This is a genomic window from Niveispirillum sp. CC-CTL257 (assembly GCF_059489915.1).
Genome location: NZ_JCAJXE010000001.1, coordinates 346,702 through 364,066 on the forward strand (window position 1 = coordinate 346,702; position 17,365 = coordinate 364,066).

Annotated in this window: 18 protein-coding genes; 14 read left to right on the top strand and 4 right to left on the bottom strand. The window is 62.2% G+C overall.

Going from position 1 to position 17,365, the window contains the following annotated elements; translation table 11 throughout:
* Positions 1–9: 9 nt before the first annotated feature.
* The 9 genes from nuoL (at position 10) to ABC729_RS01760 (ending at position 9,693) form a co-directional block, all read left to right on the top strand.
* Positions 10–1,947 (top strand): NADH-quinone oxidoreductase subunit L, encoded by a 1,938-nt coding sequence (gene nuoL, locus ABC729_RS01720; RefSeq protein WP_495605941.1) that lies wholly within the window; start codon positions 10–12, stop codon positions 1,945–1,947.
* Between the two features lie 18 nt (positions 1,948–1,965).
* Positions 1,966–3,534 (top strand): NADH-quinone oxidoreductase subunit M, encoded by a 1,569-nt coding sequence (locus ABC729_RS01725; protein ID WP_495605942.1) that lies wholly within the window; start codon positions 1,966–1,968, stop codon positions 3,532–3,534.
* A gap of 3 nt (positions 3,535–3,537) precedes the next feature.
* Positions 3,538–4,980, top strand: a complete 1,443-nt coding sequence (gene nuoN, locus ABC729_RS01730; RefSeq protein ID WP_495605943.1) for an NADH-quinone oxidoreductase subunit NuoN — start codon at positions 3,538–3,540, stop codon at positions 4,978–4,980.
* A 14-nt stretch (positions 4,981–4,994) separates the two neighbouring features.
* Positions 4,995–5,777 (top strand): biotin--[acetyl-CoA-carboxylase] ligase, encoded by a 783-nt coding sequence (locus ABC729_RS01735; protein ID WP_495605944.1) that lies wholly within the window; start codon positions 4,995–4,997, stop codon positions 5,775–5,777.
* A 1-nt stretch (position 5,778) separates the two neighbouring features.
* Positions 5,779–6,567, top strand: a complete 789-nt coding sequence (locus tag ABC729_RS01740; RefSeq protein ID WP_495605945.1) for a type III pantothenate kinase — start codon at positions 5,779–5,781, stop codon at positions 6,565–6,567.
* A 12-nt stretch (positions 6,568–6,579) separates the two neighbouring features.
* Positions 6,580–8,265 carry a ribonuclease J gene (locus ABC729_RS01745; RefSeq protein WP_495605946.1) on the top strand — a complete coding sequence of 562 codons (1,686 nt, stop codon included), beginning with the start codon at positions 6,580–6,582 and terminating at the stop codon, positions 8,263–8,265.
* Positions 8,266–8,353: 88 nt separating this feature from the next.
* Positions 8,354–8,758 carry a methylmalonyl-CoA epimerase gene (mce, locus tag ABC729_RS01750; RefSeq protein WP_495605947.1) on the top strand — a complete coding sequence of 135 codons (405 nt, stop codon included), beginning with the start codon at positions 8,354–8,356 and terminating at the stop codon, positions 8,756–8,758.
* A 20-nt stretch (positions 8,759–8,778) separates the two neighbouring features.
* The gene (locus ABC729_RS01755; protein WP_495605948.1) at positions 8,779–9,033 is read left to right on the top strand and encodes a DUF1467 family protein; all 255 of its coding nucleotides are present in this window, start codon (positions 8,779–8,781) and stop codon (positions 9,031–9,033) included.
* A gap of 39 nt (positions 9,034–9,072) precedes the next feature.
* Positions 9,073–9,693, top strand: coding sequence for a DNA-3-methyladenine glycosylase I (locus ABC729_RS01760; protein ID WP_495605949.1), 621 nt, complete (start codon positions 9,073–9,075; stop codon positions 9,691–9,693).
* 632 nt (positions 9,694–10,325) lie between these two features.
* On the opposite strand, the gene ABC729_RS01765 is transcribed toward ABC729_RS01760, so the two are convergent.
* Positions 10,326–11,621, bottom strand: coding sequence for an NCS2 family permease (locus ABC729_RS01765; RefSeq protein ID WP_495605950.1), 1,296 nt, complete (start codon positions 11,619–11,621; stop codon positions 10,326–10,328).
* A 40-nt stretch (positions 11,622–11,661) separates the two neighbouring features.
* Between ABC729_RS01765 and ABC729_RS01770 the strand changes: the two genes are divergently transcribed.
* Both ABC729_RS01770 and ade read left to right on the top strand, forming a co-directional pair.
* On the top strand, positions 11,662–12,093 hold the full coding sequence (locus tag ABC729_RS01770; protein ID WP_495605951.1) for a hypothetical protein: 432 nt from the start codon (positions 11,662–11,664) through the stop codon (positions 12,091–12,093).
* A gap of 19 nt (positions 12,094–12,112) precedes the next feature.
* Positions 12,113–13,828 carry an adenine deaminase gene (gene ade / locus ABC729_RS01775; protein WP_495605952.1) on the top strand — a complete coding sequence of 572 codons (1,716 nt, stop codon included), beginning with the start codon at positions 12,113–12,115 and terminating at the stop codon, positions 13,826–13,828.
* 230 nt (positions 13,829–14,058) lie between these two features.
* On the opposite strand, the gene ABC729_RS01780 is transcribed toward ade, so the two are convergent.
* A complete protein-coding gene (locus ABC729_RS01780) occupies positions 14,059–14,355 on the bottom strand; it encodes a type II toxin-antitoxin system PemK/MazF family toxin (protein WP_495605953.1) in 297 nt (98 codons plus the stop codon).
* Between the two features lie 46 nt (positions 14,356–14,401).
* Between ABC729_RS01780 and ABC729_RS01785 the strand changes: the two genes are divergently transcribed.
* A complete protein-coding gene (locus tag ABC729_RS01785) occupies positions 14,402–14,626 on the top strand; it encodes a type II toxin-antitoxin system Phd/YefM family antitoxin (RefSeq protein ID WP_495605954.1) in 225 nt (74 codons plus the stop codon).
* Between the two features lie 86 nt (positions 14,627–14,712).
* On the opposite strand, the gene ruvX is transcribed toward ABC729_RS01785, so the two are convergent.
* Positions 14,713–15,228 carry a Holliday junction resolvase RuvX gene (ruvX, locus tag ABC729_RS01790; protein ID WP_495605955.1) on the bottom strand — a complete coding sequence of 172 codons (516 nt, stop codon included), beginning with the start codon at positions 15,226–15,228 and terminating at the stop codon, positions 14,713–14,715.
* Positions 15,229–15,325: 97 nt separating this feature from the next.
* On the opposite strand from ruvX, the gene gatC reads away from it, so the two are divergent.
* The gene (gatC, locus tag ABC729_RS01795) at positions 15,326–15,628 is read left to right on the top strand and encodes an Asp-tRNA(Asn)/Glu-tRNA(Gln) amidotransferase subunit GatC (RefSeq protein WP_054165863.1); all 303 of its coding nucleotides are present in this window, start codon (positions 15,326–15,328) and stop codon (positions 15,626–15,628) included.
* Complete coding sequence (gene gatA / locus ABC729_RS01800) at positions 15,628–17,109, top strand: Asp-tRNA(Asn)/Glu-tRNA(Gln) amidotransferase subunit GatA (protein ID WP_495605956.1); 1,482 nt, start codon at positions 15,628–15,630, stop codon at positions 17,107–17,109. The genes gatC and gatA overlap by 1 nt, the downstream gene beginning before the upstream one ends.
* Before the next feature lie 54 nt (positions 17,110–17,163).
* Here the strand turns inward: gatA and ABC729_RS01805 are convergent, their stop codons facing one another.
* Positions 17,164–17,325, bottom strand: coding sequence for a hypothetical protein (locus ABC729_RS01805; RefSeq protein WP_495605957.1), 162 nt, complete (start codon positions 17,323–17,325; stop codon positions 17,164–17,166).
* Positions 17,326–17,365 lie beyond the last annotated feature (40 nt).

The window sequence follows — 17,365 nt, forward strand, 5'->3', positions numbered from 1 at the left end:
GCGGGCATCATGGAAATCGCTGCCATCTTCCTGCCCCTGCTGGGCGCCTTCATCGCCGGGTTCTTCGGGCGCATCATCGGCGACCGTGGGGCCCAGATCGTCACCTGCGCCGGTGTGCTGACCGCTGCCGTCCTGTCCGTGATCCTGTTCACGAAGGTCGGGTTTGGCGGGGCTGAGGCTGCGCGCACCATTGAGCTGTTCACCTGGATCGACAGCGGCACCTTCGAGGTGTCCTGGTCACTGCGCATCGACACGTTGACCGCCGTCATGCTGGTCGTCGTGAACGGTGTGTCGTCCATGGTGCATGTCTATTCGGTCGGCTATATGAGCCACGACCCGCACCGGGCGCGCTTCATGGCCTATCTGTCGCTGTTCACCTTCATGATGCTCATGCTGGTGACCTCCGATAACCTGTTGCAGATGTTCTTCGGCTGGGAAGGCGTGGGCGTTGCCTCCTACCTGCTGATCAATTTCTGGTACGAGAAGAAGAGCGCCAATGACGCCTCCATGAAGGCGTTCCTGGTCAACCGCGTGGGTGATTTCGGCTTCGCGCTGGGCATCATGGCGGTCTACATCATCTTCGGTACTGTGGAATTCGACGGCATCTTCGCCCAGGCCGCATCAAAGGCTGATGCCACATTCCACTTCCTGTCCTGGGAAGTGCATGCCCTGACCTGCGCCTGCCTGCTGCTGTTCATCGGCGCCATGGGTAAGTCGGCGCAGCTGGGCCTGCACACCTGGCTGCCGGACGCCATGGAAGGCCCGACCCCTGTGTCGGCGCTGATCCATGCGGCCACGATGGTGACCGCCGGCGTGTTCATGCTGGCCCGGATGAGCCCGGTGTTCGAATATGCGCCCGTGGCGTTGGAAGTGGTGACCTATCTGGGTGCCGCCACCGCCTTCGTGGCCGCGACCATCGGCCTGACCCAGTTCGACATCAAGCGTGTCATCGCCTATTCGACGATGAGCCAGCTTGGCTACATGTTCTTCGCCATCGGTGTCGGTGCCTATCCGGCCGCCATCTTCCACCTGATGACGCACGCCTTCTTCAAGGCCCTGCTGTTCCTGGGTGCGGGTTCGGTCATCCACGCCATGTCGGATGAACAGGACATGCGCAACATGGGCGGTATCTGGAAGCTGATCCCCGGCACCTACACGATGATGTGGATCGGTAATCTGGCGCTGGCCGGTATCCCGTTCTTCGCGGGCTTCTACTCCAAGGACATGATCCTGGAAGTCGCCTATGCCAAGCACAGCGCTGCCGGCTCCTTCGCCTTCTGGATGGGTATCGCCGCCGCCTTTATGACGGCCTTCTATTCCTGGCGTCTGCTGATCATGACCTTCCATGGCAAGCCGCGCGCGTCGGAGAAGGTGATGGCCCATGTCCATGAAAGCCCGGCTGTGATGCTGGTGCCGCTGATCGTTCTGTCGATCGGTGCGCTGTTCGCCGGCTTCGTCGCCTATCCCTGGTTCGTCGGTCATGATATGGCCGCGTTCTGGTCGGGCAGCATTATGATGCTGGCCGGTGAGCATGGGACGATTATTGAGGCCGCCCACCATGTGCCGGGCTGGGTCCCCTATGCCCCGCTGGCCGCCGGCGTCTCGGGCATTGTGCTGGCCTATGTCTTCTACATGTTCAGCCCCGGCCTGCCCGGTGCCTTCGTCAACACTTTCAAGGCCGTGCATGCCTTCGTGTTCCGCAAATACATGTTCGACGAACTGTATGACGCGCTGTTCGTGCGTCCGGCCATGAAGCTGGGCTTCGGCCTGTGGAAGGGTGTCGATATCGGCGTGATCGACGGGCTGGGTCCCGACGGGGCCGCCGCTGTCACCCGCCGCCTGTCGCTGGCGTCCAGCCGGGTTCAGTCGGGTTACGTGTACCATTATGCATTCGTTATGGTGATCGGCGTGGTCGCGTTGGCCGGCTGGTTCCTCCTGGCGCGTTGAGGTAGGGAGTCTTTCGAAATGGCCGATGTGCCGATCCTTTCGCTGACGACGTTCCTGCCCCTCGTCGGTGCCCTGTTCATCCTGCTCATCCGTGGTGAGCAGGAGGCCGTGGCCCGCAACGCCAAGAGCGTGGCGCTGTGGACGTCCCTGATCACTTTCATCGTTTCGCTGTTCATCCTGACCGGCTTCGACCCCTCCAACCCCGGCTTCCAGCTGGTGGAGGAGGTGGCTTGGCTGCCGGCCTTCAACATCGCCTATATCAAGGGCGTGGACGGCATCTCCATCTGGTTCGTGCTGGCCTCCACCCTGCTGACCCCGATCTGCGTCCTGGCCTCCTGGGATGCGGTGGAAAAGCGCGTGAAGGAATTCATGATCGCGCTGCTGGTGCTGGAAACCATGCTGATCGGCATGTTCACGGCGCTGGATTTCGTGCTGTTCTACCTCTTCTTCGAAGGGGTGCTGCTGCCGATGTTCCTGCTGATCGGCGTCTGGGGCGGTCCCAACCGCGTCTATGCGGCCTATAAGTTCTTCATCTACACCTTCATCGGTTCGGTGCTGATGCTGCTGGCCATCCTGGCCATGTATCTGACGGCCGGGACCATGGATATGCGGGTGATGGTGGACTATCCGTTCCCGTCCAACATGCAGATCTGGCTGTGGCTGGCCTTCTTCATCGCCTTTGCCGTGAAGACGCCGATCTGGCCGGCCCATACCTGGCTGCCGTTCGCCCACGTGGAAGCGCCGACGGCGGGTTCTGTGATGCTGGCCGGCGTGATGCTGAAGATGGGTGGTTACGGCCTGATCCGCGCCAATGTGCAGATGCTGCCGGAAGCCAGCTTCTTCTTCCAGGACGTGGTCTTCTTCATGTCCATCGCCGCCATCATCTACACCTCGCTGGTGGCGCTGGCGCAGACTGACATGAAGAAGATGATCGCCTATAGCTCCGTGGCCCACATGGGTTACGTGTCCATGGGCATCTTCGCCATGAACCAGCAGGGTCTGGATGGCGCCATGTTCCAGATGCTGAGCCACACCTTCGTGTCGGCGGCTCTCTTCCTGTGCATCGGCGTTGCCTATAACCGCCTGCATACCCGCGAAATGGCTGCCTATGGCGGCATGGCCAAGAACATGCCGCGCTATGCGGTGGTGTTCGCGGTCTTCATGTTCGCCTCGGTGGGCCTGCCGGGCACCTCGGGCTTCGTGGGTGAATTCCTGACGATGCTTGGCGTGTTCCAGGTCAGCACCTGGTACGGCATGCTGTCGGCCACGGGTCTGGTGCTGGGTGCCGCCTACATGCTGCTGCTGTTCCGCAAGCTGTTCTTCGGCAAGCTGGAAAAGCCGGAAGTGAAGGCCATGTCGGATCTGTCCATGCGGGAAGTCGCCTTCTTCGCTCCGCTGGTGGCCATTGTCATCATCATGGGCGTCTATCCGGCCAGCTTCCAGAATGTCTATAACCCGACGGTCGAGAAGATCCTGGCCGACCATCAGGCGTCGCTGAAGGCGGCTGGTCTGGTGGAGGCTGTGGCCCCTGCGACGGCGGAACTGCGTACCGAAACCCCGGCGACCCAACCGGCGAGCGAGAACTGAGCCATGGCAACTTTCCCTGATCTGGCCCCGGCCCTGCCCGAGATCTTCCTGGCCTGTGCAAGCATGGCCCTGTTGATGATCGGTGTGTTCCGGGGTGAAGGCAGCCTGCGCCTCGTCTCTTGGCTCACGGTCGCTTCTTTCATCACCACCGGCTTCCTGCTGTTGCAGGGGCCGGAGGGCCGTGCCGTTACCTTCAACGGCCTGTTCGTGGCCGATAGTTTTGGCGTCTTTGCCAAGCTGTTGATCCTGATTGCCTCCTCCCTGGCCGTCATTCTGTCGGTCAATTATCTGGAGAAGGAACGGGTCGCCCGGTTCGAATATCCGGTGCTGATCGCGCTGGCCACGCTCGGTATGCTGGCCATGGTGTCGGCAAACGACCTGATCTCGCTCTATGTCGGGTTGGAGCTGCAGTCGCTGGCGCTGTATGTCATCGCGTCGTTCAAGCGTGACGTGGCGAAGTCGACGGAAGCCGGCCTGAAATACTTCGTGCTGGGTGCCCTGTCCTCGGGCCTGCTGCTCTATGGCGCGTCCCTGGTCTATGGCTTCGCCGGCACCACGAGCTTTGACAAGCTGGCCGCTGTTCTGGAGGGCACGCCCTCGGTTGGCGTGGTCATCGGCATGGTGTTCGTGGCCTCCGGTCTGGCCTTCAAGATTTCCGCCGTGCCGTTCCATATGTGGACGCCGGATGTCTATGAGGGTGCGCCGACCTCGGTCACGGCCTTCTTCGCTGTGGCCCCGAAGGTGGCGGCCATCACGCTGTTCATCCGCGTCCTGGTCGGTCCGTTCGGCGACTTGGCGATGCAGTGGCAGCAGGTGATCCAGTTCTGCGCCGCCGCCAGCATGATCATCGGTGCCCTGGGCGCCATCCAGCAGAAGAACATCAAACGCCTGATGGCCTACAGCTCCATTGGCCATATCGGCTACGCGCTGGTGGGTTTGTCCGCCGGCTCGGTGGAGGGTGTGCGCGGCGTGCTGATTTACATGGCGATCTATCTGGCCATGAATGTCGGCGTCTTCGCGATCATCCTGTCGATGCGCCAGTCGGGCCGTGCGGTTGAAGAGGTCGCCGATCTGGCGGGCCTGTCCAAGACGCATCCCATGCTGGCCTTCGCCATGGCGGTGTTCATGTGGTCCTTGGCCGGTGTGCCGCCGGCGGCGGGCTTTTGGGGCAAGTGGGCGGTATTCCTGCCGGCCGTGCAGGCGGGGCTGTATCCTCTGGCGATCGTTGGTGTCATCGCCTCGGGTATCAGCTGCTTCTATTATCTGCGCGTCATCAAGGCCATGTACTTTGATGATGTGACGGAGCCGCTGGACCGTCCGACCCCGACCGCTGGTTTTGTGGTCGCGGGTGCCGCCCTGTTTGTGTTCCCGGTCTATATTGTGTTCCTGTCGCCGATCACCTCCAGTGCGGCGGCGGCCGCTGCCGCCCTGTTCGGGGCGCGGTAATCGGCGTTCCGGCGATGCAGACCGGACAGAACCGATCTGATGAAACGCGGGTGGCCTTGCTGCCCGCGTTTTTTCATCTTCACAGCATTGATGAATGCGGCAGTTCCAATGATCTGGCGAAGCAAATGGCCAGTGAGGGCGCGCCAGAAGGCACCCTTGTGTGGGCGTTGCGCCAGACCGCTGGCCGGGGCCGGCGGGGGCGGGCCTGGAGCAGTGAGCCGGGCAATCTTGCCTGCTCCCTGATCTTGCGGCCGGGCTTGCCACCGGGGCAAGCGGCCCTGACCTCCTTTGTCGCCGCTGTGGCGGTGGGTGAGGCGGTGTCGGCTCTGGTGCCGGGCAAGGTCACCTTGAAATGGCCTAATGATGTTCTGGTCGATGGGGCCAAAATCTCCGGCATCCTTTTGGAGTCCGAAGCGGGTCGTGGTGGTTCGATCGATTGGCTGGTCCTGGGTGTCGGCGTCAATGTCCGGCTTTTCCCGGAGGAAGCTTTGTACCCCGCCACCTCGGTTCTGGCCGCTGGGGCCGATGTCACGGTGGAACAGGTACTCACTGCCTATGCCACGGCATTTGAGGCTTGGTATCGTCGTTTCCTGACCCAGGGCTTCGCGCCCATTCGTGCGGCCTGGCTGAATGCGGCGCAGGGGTTGGGTGGCCAAGTCACCGTGCGTCTGCATGAGGAGACCTTCACGGGCCGTCTGATCGACATGGATGATGATGGCGTGCTGCTGGTCGATGTCGGCGGCACCATCCGTCGCGTGACGGCGGGCGATGTGTTTTTCCCTGGTGGAGGGAACTGAGATGCTTCTGGCCATCGATGCCGGCAACACCAATGTCGTCTTCGCCGTCTTTGACGGGGATGAAAAGCGGGCGCATTGGCGCATCTCTACCGACAGCCAGCGCACCGCCGACGAATATGCCGTCTGGCTGGTCAGTCTGATGGCGATGAAGGGCCTGACGCAGGCCGATATCGACGCCGCCATCCTGTCATCGGTGGTGCCGTCGCAGACTTATGCCCTGATGAAGTTGACCGAGGAACATTTCGGTTGCGTAACTATGCGGGTGGGCGATCCTGCGGTCGATCTGGGTTTACAGAACAAACTGCTGAACCCACGGGAGGCGGGGGCCGACCGGCTGGTCAATGCCGTCTCCGCTGTCGCCTCCTACCCCACGCCGTTGGTCGTTATTGATATCGGTACGGGGACCACCTTCGACGTGGTCGATGCCGAGGGGGCCTTTGCCGGCGGCGTCATCGCGCCGGGCCCGGCCCTGTCCCTGGATGCGCTGCACCGTGTGGCGGCACAGTTGCCCAAGGTCGATATCGCCAAGCCCGACGTCGCCATCGGTCGCGGGACCGTGGCGGCCATGCAATCGGGCATGTTCTGGGGCTATACCGGGATGATTGAAGGCATCCTGAAACGGATCATCGCCGAACTGTCGCCCGATGGGCAGACGAAGGTGACGGTCATCGGTACGGGCGGTCTGGTCCGCCTGTTCGCCGAGGGCACCGACATGATCCACCATATTGATGGGGACCTGACGTTGCGGGGTCTCCGGTTGATCCATGCACGCAACGCTGCTGCCAACTGAAACCAGGACCGAATGACCGAAGCAAAGCATCTGGAAACCAAGGATTTCGACCCGAAGGCGCTGCATTTCGTTCCCCTGGGTGGGGCGGGCGAGATCGGGATGAACCTGAACCTCTACCATCACCAGGGTAAATGGCTGATGGTCGATCTCGGAGTTAGTTTCGGTGACGAAACAACCCCTGGCGTGGATATTATTCTGCCCGATACCAGCTTCATTGAGGACCGCCGCAGCGACCTGCTGGGCATTGTCGTCACCCATGCGCATGAGGATCATCTGGGCGCCATCCCGCATCTGTGGGAGGATTTGCGCGTACCCGTCTGGTGTACGCCCTTCACCGCCAGCTTCCTGAAGGCCAAGTTGGTGGAAACGGGCCTGCAGAACAAGGTGCCGATCAATATTATCCCCCTGGGTGGCAAGGCCAGTATCGGTCCTTTCGATCTCGAACTGATCAGCCTGACCCATTCGATCCCCGAACCCAACGCCCTGGTCATCCGCACCAGTGCCGGGACCGTGTTGCATACCGGCGACTGGAAGCTGGACCCCGACCCCGTCATCGGCCTGCTGGCCGACGAGGATGCGCTGAAGAAGCTGGGGCGCGAGGGTGTCACGGCCATGATCTGCGACAGCACCAATGCCATGGTGCCGGGCACGTCGGGTTCGGAGGCGGCGGTTCAGGAAAGCTTCAAGGAACTGTTCGGGCGTTTCACCGACACCCGTATCGCCGTCACCTGCTTTGCCAGCAATGTCGCCCGCTTGCATTCCATCGCTGTGGCCGCCCAGGCGCATGATCGACAGGTGGCGCTGGCCGGGCGGTCGCTGTGGCGCATTAATGAGGCGGCACGCGCCAATGGTTACCTGTCCGACCTGCCATCGTTCCTGACGGAACGGGAGGCCGGCTATGTCCCGCGCGAAAAGCTGGTGGTGATCTGCACGGGATCGCAGGGGGAGCCGCGCGCGGCGCTGGCCCGCATCGCCAATGACGACCATCCCGATGTGGTGCTGGAACGTGGCGACGTGGTGATCTTCTCCGCCCGGGAAATTCCGGGCAATGAGAAGGGCATCGCCAAAATCCAGAACGGCCTGATGCGTCAGGGGATTCAGGTCATTACGGCGGATGAGGAGTTCGTCCATGTCTCCGGCCATCCCGCACGTGACGAGCTGATACAGATGTATCAGTGGGTGCGGCCGAAGATTGCCGTGCCGGTGCATGGTGAACATCGCCACCTGACGGTTCATGCCGCCCTGGCGCGTGATTGCCAGGTGCCCGACGTGGTGGTGCCCGATGATGGCATGGTCATCCGCCTGGGTCCCGGCGCGGCGGCCAATCTTGGCCATGTGCATGCCGGCAAGCTGTGTATTGATGGCAAGCGCATTGTGCCGCTGACCAACATGGCGATGCGCGGGCGCACCCGCATGGCCCAGGCTGGCGTCTCCATGGTGACCCTGGTCATGACACCGCGCGGTGACCTGCTGGCCGATCCCAAGGTCACCGCCATCGGCCTGCTGGAAGAAGATGAGGTCGATGAGGAGACGTCGGACCTGATCGCCCGGGTGCGGCTGGCGATCGAGAACCTGTCCAAGGCGGCCCGCATGGATGATGCGCAAGTCAAGGAAGCCGCCCGCATCGCCATCCGTCGTTCGTTCAGCACCAGCCAGGGCCGCAAGCCCCTGACCGAGGTGCATCTGGTCCGCATTTAGGCCGGGCGATTTGTCACGGGTGACGTTGGCGTTGCCCGTGGCTATCTCTGGCGTTGCGAAGGCAAACCATAAGAATGAGGAGAGGGTGATGATCGGTCGTCTTAACCACGTTGCCATTGTCGTGCCAGATCTGGCAGTGGCGGCGGAAACCTACCGCACCACCCTGGGCGCAACGGTATCCGACCCGCTGGACCTGCCCGACCATGGCGTGACGACGGTGTTCGTGGAACTGCCGAACACCAAGATCGAACTGCTGCACCCCCTGGGGGAGGGCAGCACCATCGCCAAGTTCCTGTCCAACAACGCATCCGGCGGCATCCACCATGTCTGTTACGAGGTGGAGGACATTATCGCGGCGCGTGACAAGCTGAAGGCCGACGGGCTGCGCGTGCTTGGTGATGGCGAGCCGAAGATCGGCGCGCATGGCAAGCCCGTGCTGTTCCTGCACCCCAAGGATTTGTTCGGCACCCTGGTCGAAATCGAACAGGTCTGACAGCAAGGAGCGATGCGATCATGGGTTGGGCAACCTGGGCCGCCATTTATTTCACCGTCTGGTGGACCGTCCTGTTCATGGTGCTGCCCTTCGGGCGCAAGCAGGAGGGCGAGGCGCGGGAGGTGGGGCACCAGCCCGGCGCGCCCGCCCGGCCCATGATCATCAAGAAGTTCATCTGGACCTCGATCATTTCGGCCATCATCGTGGCCATCGCCTGGGCCAGCGGCCATTTCGGGCTGGTGGATTGGAAGGGCCTGCTACGCGGCGAACCCTGACAGGTTGGGTGAATACAAAACGGGAACAAATGCCGCGACATGCGCTGGCTGATCAGCTATGCTGCCCGCCTTTCAATCAAGGTGGACAGGATGTCGGGCTATTGCGATGTGGCACCGGGGCATGAATGGCATGGCCCCTATCATGACCATGAATATGGCGTGCCCCTGACCGGGGATGATGAGCTGTTTGAACGGCTGATCCTGGAGATCAACCAGGCGGGCCTGTCCTGGCTGACCATCCTGAAGAAGCGGGAAAGCTTTCGCGCCGCCTATGCCGGGTTCTCGGTCGATCTTGTGGCGGCCTTTGGGCCCGACGATGTCGACCGGCTGTTGGCCGACCCTGGCATCATCCGCAACCGGCTGAAGGTCCACGCCGCCATCCATAATGCTCAGGTGATCCAGCGGCTGCGGGTCAGCCACGGGTCCTTCCATGGCTGGCTGCTGGCCCATCACCCGCGTTCAAAGGCCGATTGGGTGAAGCTGTTCGCCAAAACCTTCCGCTTCACAGGCGGGGAGATTGTGGGCGAGTTCCTGATGAGCATCGGCTTTCTGCCGGGCGCGCACCGGGCCGATTGCCCCGCCATGATCGCGCTGTCGAATCATGATTTGCCCTGGCGTCGCGCCGTTTCCAGCGGGTTCGCAGGATATGCCGCCTTCTGATTGGGCAAACACCTGTTCGGATGGACGGCATTTGCACAAGTCCTGTGCAGAAACCTAAAAATCGACCAAATAAAAAGGCAAGCCGACAAAATCGGCTTGCCTTCATATTCAGAAAGTTAAAAACTTATCTTGTCGAACGGGGTTGGATCCCTGTTTTGACACCGCCTGGTGGCGATTCCTCCCTAAACTCAGGCCGCGCTGCCTTGCTGGCGCGGTCTTTTCTTTTGTGGGGCGGAGTATAGGCAGCCGCCGCGAAACCCGTCACCATTAAAATTCAATCCACGCCCGGCTCGCACAAAAATGCAGCGCCCCCTGTGGCCGCATTGCCACGATTGCATGCATCCAATCGTCTTCATGAGGGTTCAGCATGGCTGAATTTGTGGAGTCTCTAGAGTTAATCTACTGATTTAAAACGACAATCTCTCCAAATGAAGATTTTATGACAGATCGCCGTGCGACGGCAGTTTACGTCAACGGAATTGTCTGTATAAAATACGCGCATATGTCTAAAAATTAGACACTGCTATCGTTGTCATATTCTGGCCTGCTCACTGAACGGGCTTCATGCCAGCTCAAAAGAAAGGGGCCGCCCTGGCGGAGGCGGCCCCTGACATCGAATCAGTAAGAATCAGTCACGCCAGAAGAATGAATTTCAGCAAGAACAGCCCCGCCAGCACGGCCACCACTGGCCCGACATCGCGCCAGCGTCCGGCCAGAATTTTGACGCCGGCATAGGTGATGAAGCCGATGGCGATACCATGCGCGATGGAATAGGTCAGCGGCATGGCAATGGCCGTCATGACGGCGGGTGCATATTCCGTCACATCCTCCCAATCCACCTCCGCCAATCCGCGCGCCATCAGGCAGGCGATATAGAGCAGGGCCGGGGCCGTGGCATAGGCGGGGATATTGGCGGCCAGCGGCGCGAAGAACAGACAGGCCAGGAACAGCAACGCCACCGTCACCGCCGTCAACCCGCTGCGCCCGCCGACATTGGTGCCTGCCGCACTCTCGATATAGGAGGTGACCGTGGACGTGCCGAGCGCCGCCCCCACAGTCGTCGCGGCGGCATCGGCGAACAGGGCGCGTTTCAGGCGCGGCAGCTTGCCATCCTTATCCAGCAGGCCCGCCCGATGCGACACGCCAATCAGGGTGCCGGCCGTGTCGAACAGATCAACAAAGAAAAAGGCGAAGACCACGGTGATCAGCCCGACGCTGAACGCGCCCTTCAGGTCCATGGCCAGGAAGGTGGGGCTGGGGTCGGGCGGCAGAGAGATGATCTGCCCGTTAAAGGGGGAGGCGCCAATCCCCATGCCTACCACGGCCACGGCCAGGATGGTCAGGATCACCGCCCCTGTGACCTTCCGCGCTGCCAGCGCGCAGAGCAGGATAAAGCCAATGGCGGCCAGAACCGGCGGTGCCTTGGTCAGGTCGCCCATGGTGACTAGCGTAACGGGATGCGCCTTGATCAACCCGGCATTTTCCAGGGCGATGATGGCCAGGAACAGGCCGATGCCGGCGGATATGGCCAGTTTCAAGGTGCGGGGGATGGCGTTCACCACCGCCTCGCGCACGGGCAGCACCGACAGGATGATGAACAGGATGCCCGACAGGAACACGGCCCCCAGCGCCACCTGCCAGGAATAGCCCATTTGCCCGACCACAGTGAACGCGAAGTATGCGTTCAACCCCATGCCCGGTGCCTGGGCGATGGGGTAATTGGCATACAGCCCCATGATGGCCGACCCGACGGCGGCGGCCACACAGGTGGCGACGAACACCGCCCCATGGTCCATGCCCGCCGCCGACAGGATCTGTGGATTGACGAAGATGATATAGGCCATGGTCAAAAAGGTGGTGAGCCCGGCCAGCAGCTCCGTCCGGACATCACTGCCCAGTTCTTTCAGCTTGAAGTAGGATGTCAGCATCTGTGCGGCGCCCTTTGCGGCGAAAGGGAAGGGGGAAGGAATGCCAGTATTCCCGCAAAATGCCTTGAGGGCCATAGGGTTAATCATTCTATTCGCAGGTGCAGTATCCGGGGCGCTGGCCCAATCCGACGCCCCCACCATCCGCATCGACCCCGCCGCCTGTCGCTATGTCGCCCGGCATCAGCCCAGTGCGGATGTGGAATACAAGCCCGGTGTCGATGTGCATGGCAAGCCCGTGGCCCCCGCCGACCTTCCCGACAGCTATGCCATCGACCTGCCGAAAAGCATCGATATCGCGATCACCGCCGATATCGCGCGCCGCTTCGGCATCGCAACAAATAACCTCTACCGGGGGGAGGCGCAGATCGGTACCGTAACGGTGCAGGGTAGTCAGGTCCTGTTCAACGGCAAGCCGATGCAGTCGGCGGCCGAGGCAGACCTGATCGCGCTGTGCGCCAAGACCCCGCATTGATCAGATAAGGACCGCCGCCATGGACCGCGCCGCCGCCAAAGCCATCCTGAAACAGCGGATCGATCAGGCCCTGGGGCGCAACCGCGCCGATCTGGTGATCAAGAATGTGCGGCTGCTGAATGTCGCGACGGGCAGCATCGACGAAACCGACATCGCCATCTGCGGCGACACCATCGTCGGCACCTATGACCGTTATGACGGGGTGCGGGAGATCGACGGCAAGGGCCGGTTCGCCGTGCCCGGCTTCATCGACACCCATGTCCATTGCGAAAGCACGCTGGTCGCCCCGTCGGAATTTGACCGCTGTGTCCTGCCGCGCGGCACCACCACCGCCATCTGCGACCCGCATGAAATCTGCAATGTCATGGGGGAGGCGGGGCTTCAATATTTCCTGGATTCGGCCCTGACCACGGCGCTGGATTTGCGGGTGCAGCTTTCCTCCTGCGTGCCGGCCACGCATCTGGAAACGGCGGGCGCCCGGTTGAAGGCCGACGATCTGGCCCGCCATCGCCACCATCCCAAGGTCATCGGTCTGGCCGAATTCATGAACTTCCCCGGCGTGCTGTGGAAGGATGAGGAGACGCTGGACAAGCTGGCGGAATTCTATGGCGCGCATATTGACGGCCATTCCCCCCTGGTCACCGGCAAGGAACTGAACGCCTATCTATCCTGTGGCATCCGCAATTGCCATGAATGCACGTCCCAGGCGGAAGCGCGGGAGAAGATCGCCAAGGGCATGCAGGTGCTGATCCGCGATGGCTCCGTCTCCAAGGATGTGGATGCCCTGTCCGGCCTGATCGACCCGGTGACCAGCCCCTTCCTGGCCTTCTGCACCGATGACCGCAACCCGCTGGACATTGCGGAGGAAGGGCACCTGGATCATCTGATCCGTCGCGCCATCGCGCACGGGGCCGACATCGCCGCCACCTACCGTACCGCCACCTGGTCTGCAGCGCGCGGCTTTGGCTTGAAGGATCGCGGGCTGGTGGCCCCCGGCTACCTCGCCGATATCGTGCTGCTGGACGATCTGGCGCAATGCGCTGTCAGTCAGGTGATCCGCGCCGGCAAGCCCGTGTTGGCGGAAACATTTACGGGCCGCCAATCCCCGCCACCCGTGGGCCTGAACTCCATCAAGCGCGACCGGATCGGGACGGAAGACCTCGCCATTCCCGCCGGCGGCCCCGGCACGCCCGTCATTGGCGTCTTGCCAAACAAGATCATCACAGAGGCGTTGCAGGCCACCGTCCCCTACCGCAATGGCCGCCGCCATGCCGACCCGGAGAATGACATCCTGAAGATCGTGGTCGTCGAACGCCACGGCTTCACCCGCAATATCGGTAAGGGCTTCGTGAAGGGCTTCGGCATCCGCTCCGGCGCGCTGGCCAGTTCCGTCGGCCATGACAGCCATAATATCTGCGCCGTGGGCTCCAGCGACGCCGACATGGTCGTGGCCATCAACCGCCTGATTGAGATCGGCGGCGGCTTTGTGGCCGTGAAGGACGGTGCCGTGGTCGGCGAACTGGCCCTGCCGGTGGCCGGGTTGATGAGCCTGAAACCGTTTGAGGCGGTGGAACATGAGCTGGAAGCCCTGCGCGCCTCGGTCAAGGCCCTGGGCTGCCCACTGGCCGAACCCTTCCTGCAACTGGCCTTCCTGCCCCTACCGGTGATCCCGCATTTGAAGATCACCGATATGGGGCTGGTGGATGTGGATAAGTTTGAACTGGTGGCGGCTTGATGATGTGGTTGGCGAAGATATCACTGGTGAAGTTCGCGTGGATTGCGGCGTTGGTTGTTGCGGGAATAAAGCTGTTAAATTCGTATCTGGGCGACAGTCCGGTTAGTATCGGGGGAGAGTTCGGGGTAGCTTGGTTGGTCACAGTGAAAGCTTGGTGGGATGCGACACGCGCAGAAAAGTAAGCTGCCGGCCAGGATTGACGAAGTGGGACGCGCTTTCCCGGTCGCCAGTCACCCCAGCCCCACCCAAAGCGCCAAAGCCTGATTGACGGCGACCATCTGGTCATCCGTTAACCGCCCGACCCGGTCGCCGATCTTTTCCCGCCGCACGGTCTGTGCCTTGTCCACCATGATCTGGCAGGGCAGGCGCAGGCCGTTGCCGGCGTCAGTCTCTACATTCAGCCTGAACAGCGGCGCGCTGTCGTGCCGGTCGCTGGTGACGGGCAGGATGGTGACGCTGGGACGTTCGCTGAACAGGTCGGACTGGATGATCAGGGCAGAGCGGGGTTTGCCTTGCCATGCCCCCACTCATGCACAGCATAGTAGTATCCCCGAAGCAGGTCGGAGGTTGGCGATGGATGTGGTGAGTTACAGCGCTGCCCGGCGAAATCTGGCAAGCCTGATGGACAAGGTGACACAGGACCGGACGCCCGTCGTGGTGACACGGCAGGGTGCGGAGGATGTTGTGATCATGCCCAGGCAGGAGTTTGAAGGCTGGCAGGAGACGGTTCATCTGCTGAGTTCGCCAGCCAATGCCGAGCATCTGCGCCGGTCCCTCGAGCAACTGAACGCCTCGTAGATTGACGCGCCAACCGTAGGTCAGGTCGAGCCGGAGGCTCGCCCTGACAGTAAAAGCCTTTGATCCGTATCCCGTCAGGGCGAGGCTTATGCCTCGACCTGACCTACCGCACCCTCTTCCCCCGCCTTCTTCAGATAATCCAGTGCGCCTTGCAGGATGTAGGCGGCGGCCATCTTGTCCACCACCTCGTCCCGACGCTTCCGGGTCATGTCCCATTCGATCATCATGCGGTCCACCGCACTGGTGGAAAGCCGTTCGTCCCAAAACGCGATTTCGGGTTCGACCTTGCCGAACAGTTCGGGTCGGATCAGCAGGTTGCGGGCGAATTCGCGCACCGACTCACAGCGCGGCCCCTCCGTCCCGTCCATGTTGACGGGCAGGCCGATGACCAGGCCGCGCACGTCGCGGTCCTTCATGGCGCGGGCCAGTTCCTGCGCATCCTGCGTAAACTTTGTGCGTCGGATGGTGCCGATGGGCGAGGCGACGGTAAAACCGGGGTCGCAGACCGCCATACCGATGGTTTTTTCGCCAATATCGAGCCCGATAAGGCGTGCGTGACGCGGCATGACCGCTTTCAGTTCCACAAGGTTGCGGATGGACATGATGGGATGCTAGCTTCCTGACCGCTTTAACGCCCGCGTCTTCCATTCGGCGGACGGCTGGGACGACAAGCCCACAGCAATGATGAGATTTAGCACCATGTCGCAGGACAAGGCCACCCTGGACGCCAAGACCGTGGCGAAGATCGCCCATCTTGCCCGCATCAAGGTTCCCGCAGAAGAGCAGGAGCATCTGGCGGGCGAGCTGAACAAGCTGCTCGACTGGGTCGAGCAATTGGGCGAGGTCGATACTGACGGGGTGGAGCCGATGACATCCGTCGCGGCCCAGACCCTGCGCCGCCGCGCGGATGTCGTCACGGATGGCGGCTATCCCGACAAGGTCGTGTCGAACGCGACCGACGCCGCCGAACATTTCTTCTCCGTGCCCAAGGTCGTCGAATAATGACCAACCTGACCCATCTCTCCATGTCCGAAGCCCTGGCCGGGCTGAAGGCCAAGGATTTCACGGCGCTGGAACTGACCAACGCCTATATCGCCGCTGTTGAGGCCGCGCGTCCGCTGAACGCCTTCATCACGGAGACGCCGGACATCGCCTTGGAACAGGCCAAGGCGTCCGACGCGCGCTATGCCGCCGGCACAAATCTGCCGCTGGACGGTATGCCGCTGGGCATCAAGGACCTGTTCTGCACCAAGGGTGTGCTGACGACTGCTGCCAGCCATATCCTGGACGGGTTCAAGCCGGAATATGAAAGCACCATCACAGAAAACCTGTTCCGTGACGGTGCCGTGATGCTGGGCAAGCTGAACCTGGACGAATTCGCCATGGGTTCGGCGAACATCACCTCCTATTACGGCCCCGTGCTGAACCCCTGGACCGGCAAGGACCCGGCGGGTGCGGATCGCAAGCTGGTGCCCGGCGGCTCGTCCGGCGGTTCCGCCGCGTCCGTGTCCGGTCGTTTCGCCATTGCCGCCACGGGCACCGACACGGGCGGTTCGATCCGTCAGCCGGCCAGCTTCACCGGCATTGTGGGCTTGAAGCCGACCTATGGCCGCTGCTCCCGCTGGGGCACCATCGCCTTCGCCAGCTCGCTGGATCAGGCGGGCCCCATGACCCGGACTGTGCGCGATGCCGCCCTGATGCTGCAAAGCATGGCCGGCTTCGATCCGAAGGACAGCACCTCGGTCGATATGAAGGTGCCGGACCTGTTGTCCGCCATGACCGGCGATATCCGGGGCCTGCGCGTCGGTATCCCCCAGGAATACCGCGTCGATGGCATGCCGGCGGAGATTGAGCGCGTCTGGCAGCAGGGTATCGAATGGCTGAAGGCCGCCGGGGCCACCCCGGTGGAGGTCAGCCTGCCGCACACCAAATACGCGCTGGCCACCTACTACGTTGTGGCACCCGCCGAATGCTCCTCCAACCTCGCCCGCTATGACGGCGTGCGCTTCGGCCTGCGGGTCGAGGGCAAGGACTTGAAGGAGATGTATGAGAATACGCGCGGGGAGGGCTTCGGCAAGGAAGTGCGCCGCCGTATCCTGATCGGCACCTATGTGCTGTCCGCTGGTTACTACGACGCCTATTACCTGAAGGCCCAGAAGGTCCGCGCCCGCATCGCCGAGGACTTCGCCAAGGCGTTTGAGCAGTGCGACGTGCTGCTGACGCCGACCGCCCCCAGCACGGCCTTCGCGATTGGGGAAAAGCAGGATGACCCGATCTCCATGTACCTGAACGACGTGTTCACCGTGCCGGCCTCGCTGGCCGGTCTGCCGGGCATGTCGGTGCCGGCGGGTCTGGCGTCTGATGGTCTGCCGCTGGGTCTACAGCTGATCGGCCGTCCGTTCGATGAGGAGACGCTGCTGCGCGTCGCCGACATCATCGAAAAGGCAGCCGGCCCGCAGCCGCTGCCGCCCTACTGCCGCTGATCCAGATCAGCGTAAAAGGCCCCGTCACCGCAGGGTGGCGGGGCCTTTTTTATGTTACGGCAGCGGCGCGGTCACTACATCGACGGTCGTGGAAACGGCGGTGGCGGCCACATCGGTGGTCGTGCTGACCACGGTCCCCACCGCTGATGCCACGCCGCAGCCCGACAGGGCCAGGGCACCCGCCATAATCAGCATGATACGCAGCGTCGCGATCATCGCGCCTTCTCCAGAACAATGTTCAGGATGCGCAGCCTAA